Source organism: Arenibacter algicola, from assembly GCF_018860365.1.
GTDB classification, from domain to species: domain Bacteria; phylum Bacteroidota; class Bacteroidia; order Flavobacteriales; family Flavobacteriaceae; genus Arenibacter; species Arenibacter algicola_B.
Window position 1 is genome coordinate 385,775 of record NZ_JAHKPO010000013.1, and the last position, 13,853, is coordinate 399,627.

The following is a 13,853-nucleotide window of genomic DNA, read 5'->3' on the forward strand; positions in this document are numbered from 1 at the left end:
TTTTTTAATGAAACAAAAGGCCCTGTATTATTTTGTATTTGCCCTATCCTTGATCGGTTGCTCACCAACTGTATCCGATATTTATATTACTGCCAACAAGGAGGCTTATAAAAATGGGGAGCTGGTTTTTAGTACTATCAACGAAGGTTTAAACGCTGTAACCCAACTTAGAAAAGAGGGTAATAAAAATACCCTGGCCCTTCATATTATGGAAGGGGAACATAGAATAAACGCTCCTATAAGGATATCACCGGAACTTGGTCCTTTGAATTTGATAGGGCAAGGTGCAGGGAAGTCTGTTATTAAGGGATCCAAATTGCTCAACCCTAAATGGGAAAAGTACAATGACCATATTTGGATGGCACAATTGCAGAAGGAGGATAGTTTTGATCAGCTCTTCGTTAATGGAAATAAACAAATATTGGCACGTTACCCCAATTACGATGAGAATGGTGGACACTGGCAGGGTCATGCCGAAGATGCCATTTCCCCGGAGAGGATAAAGACTTGGGGCAATCCTGCAGGAGTCATAGTGCATGCTATGCATAGGGGAGAGTGGGGCGGATTTCATTATGTTTCCACAGGGGTAGATGAAAATGGCGAGCTTATATTGTCAGGGGGGTATCAGAATAATCGTCCCTCACAAATGCATGCCAAGTACCGTATGGTAGAAAATGTATTCGAAGAATTGGATGCTCCTGGGGAGTGGTTCTTGGATGGGGACCATAAATTATATTATTGGCCTATAGAGGGGACGGACATTGGCAATGTTTTGGCAGAAGGGGTCCAACAAAAACATTTGGTAGAAATAGTGGGCTCTGAGGAGAATCCAGTTAGGGATATAGAAATAAGCGATATTAGATTTGAACATGCCCAGCGTACTTTTATGGAAGAATATGAGCCATTGCTAAGAAGCGATTGGACCATTTACAGAGGGGCTGCCCTTTTTCTTGAAGGAACACAAAACGTGAAAATTAGAAATTGCGAACTGACCAATTTGGGAGGTAATGCTATTTTGGCAAGTAACTACAATAGAGAGCTGCGCATTGCGGAAAATCATATACATGATGTAGGGGCGTCAGGTATCAGTTTTGTGGGTAGTCCAGAAGCGGTGAGGTCGCCTTCGTTTCAATATGAAGAATTTGTTCCTTTGGCGGAAATGGATACCGTTTCCGGACCAAAATTAAACAAATATCCAAGCAATTCCATAGCGGAGAACAATCTAATTTATCGCATAGGAAGGGTAGAAAAGCAAACGGCTGGGGTACAGATTGCCATGGCCATGGATATTACGGTTAGTCACAACAGTATATACGACGTTCCAAGGGCCGGGATTAATATTGGAGATGGTACTTGGGGCGGACATATAATTGAATACAATGATGTTTTTAATACCGTTCTGGAATCTGGAGATCACGGGGCTTTTAATTCTTGGGGAAGGGACCGATTTTGGCACCCCAAACGTGAAACTTTGAATGAAATAGTGGCCGCCAACCCGGAAATGCCCAAGTGGGACGCCATTCATACTACGGTAATTAGAAATAATAGGTTTCGTTGTGATCATGGCTGGGATATAGATCTGGACGACGGATCCTCCAATTACCACATATACAATAATCTGTGTTTAAATGGGGGTATTAAATTGCGCGAAGGATTTTATCGCACCGTGGAAAACAACATTATGATAAATAACGGCTTCCATCCACATGTATGGTTCAAGAACAGTGGGGATGTTTTTAAGCACAATATTGTTTTCACTGAGCACAAGGATATACGATTACAGGCTTGGGGCAAGGAAGTGGATTATAACCTCTTTCCAGATGAGGCAACCTTGAAGCAAACCCAAAAAAAAGGGGTGGATAATAACAGCATTTTCGGCGATGCATTATTTGTTGATGCAAAATTGGGGAACTATACGGTTAAAGAGGAATCGCCTGCATTTAAAATAGGATTTAAAAACATAGATATGGATAGCTTTGGGGTTACCAATATTGAGCTTAAGTCCTTGGCCAAAACCCCTGCCATTCCTACTATGTTTTTTGGCGATAGCGGTGAAAAGGACGCAGTGGTCCAATGGTTGGGGTCACAGATCAAAAGTATTACTACAATGGCCGAGAGGTCGGCTTCAGGCCTAAACAAGACAGCAGGGGTCCTTGTACTGGCCATAGAACCGCAGACTGTTATTGGTGAATCCCCACTGGAGATAGGAGATGTTATTATATCCGCCGAAGGCGATGAAATAAATACGGTGGCAGATTTAATGAAAACTTACCAAAATAATAATTGGAAAGGGAAATTGAATCTAACTATATTTAGGAATCAAAAAGAAAAGCAGCTATCATTGACCACTAAAAAGTAAGGAAAAAGAATTATGAAGGGTTGGTATAAGTATTTTATTGTAGCAGTATTGATCGGTGGAACTATCTATGGTCTTAATGTTAAAACAACCAGTATAGAGGAAAAGCGGCCTAATATTATTTATGTTTTGGCCGATGATCTGGGATATGGTGATATTGCCATCTATAATCCAGAAGGTAAAATAAAAACGCCCAATCTGGATGCTATGGGATCCGCAGGAATGATTTTTACGGATGCACATACCTCCTCTGCTGTCTGTACCCCTACGCGATATGGAATTATTACCGGAAGGTATAATTGGAGAAGTCCCTTAAAAAGTTCAGTGCTTACAGGGAATTCCAAGGCATTGATTCCTAGAAACAGAACTACTGTAGCCTCCTTGCTCAAAAAAGAGGGCTACGAAACCGCATTTATTGGAAAATGGCATTTAGGGTGGGACTGGGCCCTTAAGAATCCCGGTTTGGAATCTGGTGAAGGTTGGAATCCAGAGGATTTTGATAATATAGATTTTTCCAAGGAGGTTAAGAATTCGCCAAAAACCCTTGGTTTTAAATACTCTTATGGGCATTGTGGCTCATTGGATATGGCGCCATATGTGTACGTGGAAAACGGTATGCCCACCATGGTCCCGGATAGCGTTACCGAAAGTAAGACTAAATATGGTTGGTGGCGCAAGGGGCCTACTGCCCGGGATTTTGATTTTGATGATGTTACGCCGAACTTTTTTAGAAAATCCTTCGGTTATATCAAAGAAAAGGCAAAAGGAAAGTCACCATTCTTTTTGTATTTGGCATTGCCTTCACCCCATACGCCCATTTTGCCAACAGAGGAATGGAAGGGAAAAAGTGATCTAAACCCTTACGGGGATTTTATGATGATGATAGATGCCTATATGGGACAGTTGACCGAGGTGATAAGACAAGCAGGAATTGAAGACAATACCATGGTGATCTTTACAAGCGACAATGGCTGTTCCCCTGCTGCCAAGATCGATGAAATGTTGGCCAAAGGGCATAGTCCCAACGGCATTTTAAGAGGCCATAAGGCAGATATTTTTGAAGGGGGACATCGAGTGCCTTTTATGGTGAAATGGCCCGCCAAAATTAAGCCGGATTCCAAGTCGGACAAGACCATATGTACCACAGATTTGTTGGCTACCTGTGCAGATATAGTGGATGTTGAATTGGAAGATGACGAAGGGGAGGATAGTTTTTCGTTTTTACCGCTGTTGACCAATCCCGCGTCCAAAGATTATCTTAGGGAGGCTACCGTGCATCATTCCATTAACGGGAGTTTTGCTATAAGAAAGGATAATTGGAAAATGATTTTTTGCCCAGGGTCGGGTGGGTGGAGTGATCCCAAACCTAATTCGGAAGGGATAGGGGAGCTCCCAAAATTTCAGCTGTACGACCTAAGTAAGGATCCGCGGGAAGAGAATAATGTTTACGGTCAGTTTCATGAAGTGGAAAGTGCCCTGACCAGACTAATGGTCACCTATATTGAAAATGGAAGAAGTAGGGTCGGGGAAAAGCAAAAGAACGACCCTGAAGGATACGGTACTAAGGATTGGAAACAATTGGAGGTATTTTATAATTGATTTTAAAATTTGAAAATTCCTCAATTTGAATGTTTATTTTCAGAAATGAGTAAGGAGAAACAAAATTATATTAATAGTAATTCAATAAATAGAAACAAATGAAACTAATAAGATTTGGAGAAGTAGGAAAGGAAAAACCGGGAGTGCAATTGGAAAATGGTACCCGATTGGACGTATCGGCCTTTGGAAGGGATTACAACGAGGATTTCTTTGGGACGGATGGCTTGGCCCAGCTAAAAGATTGGTTGGCAAAAAATGAAAGCAGTTGTCCTAAAGTGGACAATAGTGTACGTTTGGGCGCACCGTTGGTGAGACCATCAAAAATTGTTTGTGTAGGTCTTAATTATGCCAAGCATGCAGCAGAAAGTGGCATGGCTGTACCTAAGGAGCCAGTATTGTTCTTTAAGGCTACCTCTGCAATAGTTGGTCCTAACGATGACGTGATTATTCCAAAAGGAAGCGAAAAAACAGATTGGGAAGTGGAGCTTGCCGTAGTTATTGGCAAAAAGGCATCTTATGTGTCGGAAGCTAACGCTTTGGATCATGTTGCCGGATATGTGTTGCACAACGACTACAGTGAGAGAGCCTTTCAAATAGAACGTGAAGGACAATGGGTTAAAGGAAAAAGTTGTGACACTTTTGCTCCTGTAGGACCTTTTGTTGCCACCAAAGACGAAATTAAAGACCCTAATAATTTACACTTGTGGTTAAAATTAAATGGGGAAACGGTTCAGGATAGTTCAACTTCCGATTTTATTTTTAATGTGCAAGAGGTGGTGAGCTATATCAGTCAGTTTATGACCCTATTGCCAGGGGATATTATTTCTACTGGGACACCTTTTGGAGTGGGACTAGGTTTCAACCCCCCTAAATATTTAAAGGCTGGGGATGTAGTAGAATTGGGAATTGAGGGACTTGGAAGTTCCAAGCAAACGGCTAAGGCCTATAGCGGGAAATAAGAACCACTTAAACCAACCAATCCAACCGGCATGATTTCCAAATTCCATTTCATCGTTTTATGCGCGCTGCTTTCCGTGTGCCCTCAGGTTAATGGGCAAGAATTGAAGTGGACCGAGATTGAAAATGGAATTTGGAAAGCCAGTGTTGGGGAGCCAGAGGATATAAGCTTGCTTAAGGCTGCGGATATACGGCCCAAGGTTAAGGCACTTGACAAACTGCCCGCCGCCGATTTTCCTTTTCCGGAAGATAGGATCAAAACAAAAATAGTTGATGGAAAGACTTATTTGCAATTTCCTTTGAGCAGGGAGGAGCAGATTTATGGCTTGGGACTCAATTTTAAAACAGTACACCAGAGAGGCCGCATCATGCAATTGCATGTGGACCACTATGGAGGAAGGGACGATGGGCGTACACATGCCCCAGTTCCTTTTTATGTGTCTTCCAAAGGGTATGGCGTGTTGATAGACGCGGCCAGATATATTACCGTGTATGCCGGGACTGGTATTAGGGTAGATGCCGACGACAAACCGGTTTTGAGGGACAGGAACACTGATCCCCAATGGCAGGCGCAACCTTATTCCGATGCCGTGGAAATTTTGGTACCGGCAAAGGGAACCGATGTTTATGTATATGGAGGTTCTACCCCCATGGAGGCTGTACAACGCTATAATTTATATAACGGAGGTGGTTATATACCCCCAAAATGGGGCCTTGGATTTACCCAAAGGGTACCTACGCTTTACAGTCAGTATGATATTGCCCAAGAAGCCCAAGAGTTTGAAGATCACGATTTTCCTTTAGATTTTATTGGAGTGGAGCCAGGCTGGCACAGTATGGCCTATCCCTGTACTTTTGAATGGGACAGGACAAGATTCCCAGATCCAAAAAAGTTCAATAATGAATTATTGGCAGATGGGATTAGAACAAATTTATGGTTGAATCCCTATGTGTCCCCGGTAGGTTCCTTATATCCGAAATTAAAAAATCTTTCTGCTTCACATACGGTGTGGAATGGAATTGTTCCGGATTTGATGCTTCCCGAAACCCGGGATATTTTTAAGGAACACTTTGTTCAAAATCATTTGGATCTTGGGGTCAGCGGTTATAAAATAGATGAGGTGGATGGTTTTGATTTTTGGATTTGGCCAGATGTAGCTACATTTCCCTCAGGATATAGTGGTGAGCAAATGCGACAGGTCTATGGTCTACTAATCCAGGACATGACCGCCAAATGGTTCAAGGAAAGGAATCAGAGAACTTATGGTTTGGTAAGGGCTTCCAATGCTGGAGCCAGTGCTATGCCCTATGTAATATATAACGATTATTACAGTCATAAAGATTTTATAACGGCCTTGGTCAATAGCAGTTTTATTGGGGTGCTATGGACGCCGGAGGTAAGGGCCTCCAAGACGGCCGAGGAGTGGTTAAGGAGAATGCAATCTGTTTGCTTTTCACCAATGGCCATGCTCAATGCCTGGGCGGACGGTACCAAGCCTTGGTCATTCCCTGAAGTGGAAGAGGCGGTAAGGGATGTGGCCAATTTAAGGATGCAACTATTGCCTTATATTTATTCTACTTTTTCCCAATATTATTTTGAAGGTTTACCACCCTTTAGGGCCATGAATTTGGTGGAGGGCTTTTCCTATGACCAGAAGGAAGCCGAAGGGGAATTGGATTCTACGGACAATCCCTATAAAGTAGCCATTAAAAGTGAGATAAAGGATCAATACATGATGGGCGACAATATTTTAGTGGCCCCCATGTTTGAAGGGGAAAAGGAGAGAAAGGTAATCCTGCCAAAAGGAAAATGGTTCGATTTCTACGATGGCAATTTCGTAGGTGAAAATGAAGTGATTACAGTTGCTCCCGGTTTGGAAAAAATTCCATTGTTTGTAAGGGATGGTGGAATAATTCCTATGCGACCGGTTCAAAGACAGGCTCCAAAATTGGGCGAGAAAGTAGATTTGATTATCCGTCACTATGGGACCAAGGAAGGGGAGTATACCCTCTACGATGACGACGGACTAAGTTTCGATTTTGAAAAGGGACAATTTACCAATGTAGAAATACAAGTCAAAAAGGACCGGAAAGGAAAACTTGTAGGCACAATAGGTAGCCCTGAAAAAGGGAACCCATATAGCTATAACAAAAAGGTGACCTGGGAATTTAAAACCAAATAATATCTACCTAAGAACTGAAATATGAAAAAACTATTAGGATTATTGCTCTTGCTTTTTGTCTCCAATACCTATGGGGAAATTTGGCTTCCTTCCATTCTGTCGGATAATATGGTACTCCAACAAGAGTCGAACGTTACTATATGGGGATGGACAACGGCTACCAGCGAAGAGATAACGGTTTATGGCACTTGGAATAATGAAAAAGTGACCACCAAGGCTTTTCAAGGGGTTTGGTCCTTACAATTGCCTACCCCGAAAGCAGGGGGCATCTATAGCGTTATGGTAGAAGGCCACGAGAAATTGGAGTTGGAGAATGTACTAATAGGAGAAGTTTGGTTGGGTTCTGGACAAAGCAATATGCAATGGACTCCAAAACATGGTTTGGACAATGCGGAAGAAGAAATAAAAAACGCCAATTACCCTGAAATACGCTTTTTTCAGGTAGCACAGCAAATATCGGACAATCCCCAGGACCAATTAAAAGGTAAATGGGAGGTTTGCATCCCTGAAACTATGGAGAAGTTTAGTTCTGTAGCTTATTTTTTTGGTAGGGAATTGCATCAAAAATTGGGTGTTCCTGTTGGTGTTATCAACTCCAGCTGGGGAGGCACGCCAGTGGAGGTTTGGTTGAAAAAAGAATTGATTACGGAGGATACTGAATTGAAAAAAGCCGCAGAAAAACTGAACGAGGTTGCCTGGTGGCCAAGTAATCCGGGCTTGGCCTACAATGCCATGATACACCCCATTACTAAATTCAATATAGCAGGTTGTATTTGGTACCAAGGGGAATCCAATAGGGTAAATCCTGTTTCCTATTACAAATCCTTTCCCTTGATGATAAAGTCCTGGAGGGAGGAATGGGACAAGGACCTACCCTTTTATTTCGTACAGTTAGCCCCTTATAAATATGACGACCCTATGGATACGGATGCGGCACATGTAAGGGATGCGCAATTGTATACAATGCAAAATTTGGATAATACGGGTATGGTGGTTACCAATGATATTGGAAATTTAGAAAACATACACCCCACAAACAAGCAGGACGTAGGACACCGTTTGGCGCTTTGGGCCTTGGGTAAAACCTATGGGAAGGATGGCCTGGAATATTCGGGTCCTGTTTACAGGTCCATGGAAATTAAGGGAAAAAAAATAGTCCTTCATTTTGATCATGCCGATAAGGGATTAATGAAAAAAGGAAAGGACCTACGGGAATTTATTATTGCCGGGGAAGACGGGGTGTTTTATTCCGCTAAGGCCAAAATTAGAGGTAATACGGTAGAAGTATCCTCTTCAAAAGTAAAAAAACCAGCGGCGGTCCGATTTGCTTTTACCAATGGGGCATTGCCCAATCTTTTTAATTCAGAGGGTTTACCTGCCTCCGCTTTTAGAACGGATAATTGGGAGTTGAAATAAATTATATTAGTTACAGATAAGATTACATGAAAAAACTATGTACCTCTATTTTACTTTTGGCCATCACGGTGAATTTTGCCCAAGAACAGGTCATGGATACCGTTTTGCAGAACGAGCAAAAGATGCAATGGTTCAAGGACGCCAAACTAGGAATTTTTATCCACTGGGGCTTGTATTCCGTAAATGGGATCGATGAATCCTGGTCGTTCTATAATGGCTATATTTCCCATGAAAATTATATAAAGCAAACCAAGGGGTTCACCGCTAAAAAATACGACCCAAAAGCTTGGGCTGATTTAATAAAGCGCAGTGGCGCCAAGTATTCGGTAATCACTTCCAAACATCACGAAGGTTTTGCCCTTTGGGACACTAAGTTTGGAGATTTTAACGTCATTAAGAGCTCGGCGGCAAAAAAAGATGTGTTAACGCCCTTTGTTTCCGAACTCCGAAATAATAATTTAAAAGTGGGCATTTATTATTCCTTGCCAGATTGGTCATACCATGATTACACCCACTTTACAAGAGATTCCATTAGATATAAAATCTCCGAAGAACCCAAACGATGGAACAAGTTCCTAAAATATTATCAAGGGCAATTAAAGGAGCTCTCCGATAATTATAATCCCGACCTATATTGGTTTGATGGGGATTGGGAACACAACTCCGAGGAATGGGAAGTGCCCAAGGTTCGGCAAATGCTTTTTGATAGGAATCCCAATACCATTTTAAATTCCAGACTGCGGGAGCAAGGCGACTACGCCACTCCAGAACAAGGTATGCCCATTACAAGGCCAAAGAACAAATTTTGGGAACTATGCCTTACCATGAACGACTCCTGGGGTTTTCAAAAAAACGATCACAACTATAAAACTACGGACCAGATTATTGGAATTTTTGCTGATGTAATCGGTAATGGAGGAAATATGCTATTGGACATAGGTCCCAAAGGCGATGGAAGTATTCCTGAGGAACAGGTCGCCATATTGGAAGGTTTGGGGCGATGGACCAACAAGCATAAAGAGGCTATCTACGGCACACGTTCCGGGATTCCCAAAGAACATTTTTATGGTCCTACTACCTTATCCAAAGACGGGAACATTCTTTATTTGTTCGTTAAAGGCAATTCGAATGGTGAGGTAGTTATACGTGGACTTAAAAATAGGATCAACCGTATTTATGTAGTGGGCGAGGGGACCAAGTTGTCTCATCAGGTTATTGGTAAGGTCTATTGGAGCCATTACCCAGGGATAAATTATATAAAGTTGCCAGAACATGTTCTGGATGAAAATATGACCGTTATTGCCGTTTTGCTGGATGGTAAGGTAGATCTATATCGCGAAGATGGTGCTGTGATAGAAAGTAATTAAGCCATTGTTAGAAAAAGTATACAGATGAAAGGATATGTATTGTGGTGTTTAAGTGTTGGTATTCTAGCATTGGGCTGTAAGGAGAAAGCGATTCCTAAAAGCGTTGATGTACCCGCCACCCCCAATATTGTACTTTTTTTCGTGGATGATATGGGCTGGCAGGACACTTCAGTTCCATTTTGGAGTGAAAGAACGCAGTATAATGATCTTTACCAAACCCCAAATATGGAGCGCTTGGCAAAAGAGGGTATGAAATTTACACAGGCTTACGCTACCGCAGTATGTTCACCGACCAGGGTAAGTCTTATGACCGGAATGAATGCTGCCAGACATAGGGTAACCAACTGGACCCTTTACAAGGATAAGTTGCAACCGATGGAAACCAACCACAAAACCCTTCAATTTCCCGAATGGAACGTAAATGGGTTAAGCCCGGTTGCAGGGGTAGAAAAGGCGGTACATGCTACTCCCTTGCCGCAGGTATTGAAGGAAGCGGGGTACTATACCATACATTCCGGAAAAGCACATTTGGGTGCCATCGGAACCCCAGGCGAAGATCCTTTGAAATTAGGTTTTGAAATAAATATAGCAGGCCATGCTGCCGGAGCTCCTGGAAGTTATTTGGGTACCGAAAATTTTGGGAATGGTCAGGAAGGAAGGAAAGTATGGGCTGTTCCTGGACTGGAAAAGTATCATGGCAAGGACATATTTTTGACCGAGGCCATAACCCAAGAGGCAAAATTGGCCATGGATTCCGCTTTGGAAAAAAACAGACCCTTCTTTCTGTACATGGCACATTATGCGGTACATACGCCCATTATGCCCGATAGCAGATTTGTACAGAAATATTATGACAAAGGGCTGGATTCCACAGAGGCCAAATACGCTGCTTTGGTAGAAGGAATGGACAAGAGTTTGGGCGACATTATGGATTATCTGGATGATAAAAAGATTTCGGACAATACTATTATCCTTTTCATGTCGGACAATGGTGGACTAAGTGCTGTGGCCAGGGGCGGGGAAAAACACACCCATAACAAACCCTTGAGCAGCGGGAAGGGCTCGGCCCATGAAGGGGGGATTAGAGAGCCAATGTTGGTAAAATGGCCAGGGAAAATTAAACCTAATTCGGTAACCGATCAACAAGTTATTATCGAAGATTTCTACCCGTCCATTTTGGAAATGGCAGGGGTTAAAAACTATACAACTGTGCAGCAGGTAGACGGAATTAGTTTTGTTCCTGTAGTTTCAGGAAATACCGCTACTGCTAACCGTCCCTTATTTTGGCATTATCCCAATGAATGGGGACCGTCGGGTCCCGGAATAGGGGCTTCCAGCAGTACCCGAGTGGGAGACTGGAAATTTATTTATTACTATAAGGACGGTACCATGGAGTTGTTCAATATCAAGGAGGATATTGGTGAAACCAAAAATTTGGTAAAAGAGCAGCCGGCAAAAGCACGGGAGTTGGCAAAGATATTATCGGATTACTTAAGGAAAGTGGAGGCCCAAATACCCTCACAAAAAGATACCGGGGAGCAGATTGCCTTTCCGGATGAGGTTTTAAATACCTCCAATAGGTAAAAGGAATATGAAGCTAAGATTGTTTGTACTTTGTTGTTTTGGTCTTGTTTTGGGTTTTGCCCAAAATGGGGAAGACGACCTATACCTATACGATAATTTTAAAGCAGTGTCCCAAGAGAATGTTTTTAAAACAGAAGGATATTACAATTGGGGAAGTTCTATAATCAAGGAAAGGGATGGAAAATACCATCTGTTTTATTCCCGCTGGAAAAAAGAATACGGTTTTAATGGGTGGCTTACCCATTCGGAAATTGCACACGCCACAAGTAAAAGTCCGGCCGGACCATGGAAATATAAGGAGACTGTGCTCCGCGGCAGTGGTCAAGGTAATTGGGATGCCATTACGGCGCATAACCCAAAAATCAAAAGTTTTGAGGGAAAATATTATTTGTACTATATAGCTACCAATATGGGTGGCAAGGATTATACCGATGAGGAATTGATTGAAACCGCAAAAACGGGTTATACGCACCCCAATTGGAAGATTTTACGGCCCAGCCAGCGTACTGGGGTGGCGGTATCAAATTCGCTTAATGGACCTTGGTCAAGGTTGGACAAACCTCTTGTGGAACCCTCTGGAGCAATTACTACACTTACCGTTAATCCGGCTATTGATAGAGGTAAGGATGGCAAGTATTATTTAATTGTAAAAGGCGATAAGCCCAACGAAAAGAAATTTATTAGGAACCAAGCGGTGGGGGTTTCGGAACATCCCGAAGGCCCCTTTGAGATTCAGGAGAAACCGGTAATAGATTACATGGATACCGAAGATATGTCTATTTGGTACGATGAAAATCGAGATAGGTTCTATGGCGTTTTCCATGCGCATAATTATATTGGCCTGGTAACTTCGGAAAATGGGACCAATTGGGAAAAGGCCAATGAGTTTGTTCTTAAGAATAAAGAAATTTTATTGGAAGATGGAACTGTCATCTTCCCGGATAGAATGGAACGTCCGTTTATTTATCACGAGAACGGTCAGCCACAAGTGTTGTCCGTAGCGGTAAAGAAAGGGGATGAATCCTACACTGTATTTATACCCATAATCAAAAATCAATTCCCGGTGCCCAACAAAAGGCAATTGGCATGGCAGAAGGCAGAACTGGGTGTAGTATTTCATTATGACCTTCATGTGTTCGATGGGGTAAAATATGGGCAGGGAAACAATAGAATCGACCCAGTAGAAGACTATCAAATTTTTAATCCTGAAAAATTGGATACCGATCAATGGGTAAAGGCAGCCAAGGATGCCGGAGCCAATTTTGCCATTTTAACGGCCACCCATGAGACGGGGTTTGCATTGTTTCAATCCAAAGTAAACCCATACAGTGTTAAAGCTCTAAATTGGAAAGATGGGAAAGGGGATGTAGTGGCAGATTTTGTAGCCTCATGCCGAAAGTATGGAATAAAACCGGGTATCTATCTTGGGATCAGGTGGAATTCGTTTTTGGGCGTGCACGACTTCAAAGTAAATGGTGAGGGCGATTTCAAGAAGAATCGACAGGAATGGTATAATAGGATGGTTGAGGGAATGGTAAAGGAAATTTGTACCAATTATGGGGAATTGTTCGAAATTTGGTTCGATGGTGGTGCCGATCATCCAAAAAATGGTGCGCCGGATGTTTTGCCTATTGTAAGGCAGTACCAACCCAATTGTTTGTTCTATCACAACGGGCAATTGGCAGAAGCTCGGTGGGGCGGTTCGGAATCCGGCACGGTTGCGTATACCAATTGGTCTACCTTTCCTTATAGGGCCACAGGAGCAGGGGAAAGCGCCAAAAGGAATATAGCGGACAACAACTTTCAATTGCTGAAAGAAGGGGATGCCAAGGGTAAGTATTGGGTTCCTGCAATGGCAGATGCTCCTTTAAGGGGGTATAACGGCCGACACGAATGGTTTTGGGAACCAGGGGATGAGGCCCACATATTTCCTTTGGAAAATTTAATGGATATGTACTATAAATCCGTTGGAAGAAACGCCACTTTAATAATAGGCCTTACTCCAGACCCGGAGGGACTCCTGCCCGAACCAGATGTGCAAAGGTTGAAGGAGTGGGGAGATGAGATAAAAAGGAGATTTTCCAATCCCTTGGCAAGTACAAATGGGAAGGGGAGATTATTGGAGTTAAGATTGAAGGAACCCGTGGAAGTAAACCATGTAATACTTCAGGAGGATATTGTAAAAGGAGAAAGAATAAGAAAGTATCGAATTGAAGGTTACTCAGGAGGTCACTGGATTAATTTGGCCAATGGGGAGAGCATTGGAAATAAAAGAATTGAGAAATTTGATACTGTAAAATTAAGTAGATTACGAATAAAAATTATAGATTCGGACGGTTTAGGGCATATTAAGGATTTTAGTGCCTATTTCGTTGCAGAATAAGGACTTTA

Annotated in this window: 8 protein-coding genes; all 8 read left to right on the plus strand. The window is 42.5% G+C overall.

Going from position 1 to position 13,853, the window contains the following annotated elements:
* Window positions 1–7 precede the first annotated feature (7 nt).
* The 8 genes from KO529_RS10295 (at window position 8) to KO529_RS23455 (ending at window position 13,845) form a co-directional block, all read left to right on the plus strand.
* Window positions 8–2,359 (plus strand): PDZ domain-containing protein, encoded by a 2,352-nt coding sequence (locus tag KO529_RS10295; RefSeq protein WP_215947806.1) that lies wholly within the window; start codon window positions 8–10, stop codon window positions 2,357–2,359.
* A gap of 12 nt (window positions 2,360–2,371) precedes the next feature.
* Window positions 2,372–3,955 carry a sulfatase family protein gene (locus KO529_RS10300; protein ID WP_215947807.1) on the plus strand — a complete coding sequence of 528 codons (1,584 nt, stop codon included), beginning with the start codon at window positions 2,372–2,374 and terminating at the stop codon, window positions 3,953–3,955.
* Between the two features lie 98 nt (window positions 3,956–4,053).
* Window positions 4,054–4,914 (plus strand): fumarylacetoacetate hydrolase family protein, encoded by an 861-nt coding sequence (locus KO529_RS10305; protein ID WP_215947808.1) that lies wholly within the window; start codon window positions 4,054–4,056, stop codon window positions 4,912–4,914.
* A 30-nt stretch (window positions 4,915–4,944) separates the two neighbouring features.
* Entirely contained in the window at window positions 4,945–7,095 is a 2,151-nt protein-coding gene (locus KO529_RS10310) for a glycoside hydrolase family 31 protein (protein WP_215947809.1), read from the plus strand.
* Between the two features lie 21 nt (window positions 7,096–7,116).
* The gene (locus KO529_RS10315) at window positions 7,117–8,511 is read left to right on the plus strand and encodes a sialate O-acetylesterase (protein ID WP_215947810.1); all 1,395 of its coding nucleotides are present in this window, start codon (window positions 7,117–7,119) and stop codon (window positions 8,509–8,511) included.
* Window positions 8,512–8,537: 26 nt separating this feature from the next.
* Window positions 8,538–9,878, plus strand: coding sequence for an alpha-L-fucosidase (locus KO529_RS10320; RefSeq protein ID WP_215947811.1), 1,341 nt, complete (start codon window positions 8,538–8,540; stop codon window positions 9,876–9,878).
* Window positions 9,879–9,902: 24 nt separating this feature from the next.
* On the plus strand, window positions 9,903–11,462 hold the full coding sequence (locus tag KO529_RS10325) for a sulfatase (protein ID WP_215947812.1): 1,560 nt from the start codon (window positions 9,903–9,905) through the stop codon (window positions 11,460–11,462).
* Window positions 11,463–11,469: 7 nt separating this feature from the next.
* Window positions 11,470–13,845, plus strand: a complete 2,376-nt coding sequence (locus KO529_RS23455) for an alpha-L-fucosidase (protein WP_252734368.1) — start codon at window positions 11,470–11,472, stop codon at window positions 13,843–13,845.
* Window positions 13,846–13,853 lie beyond the last annotated feature (8 nt).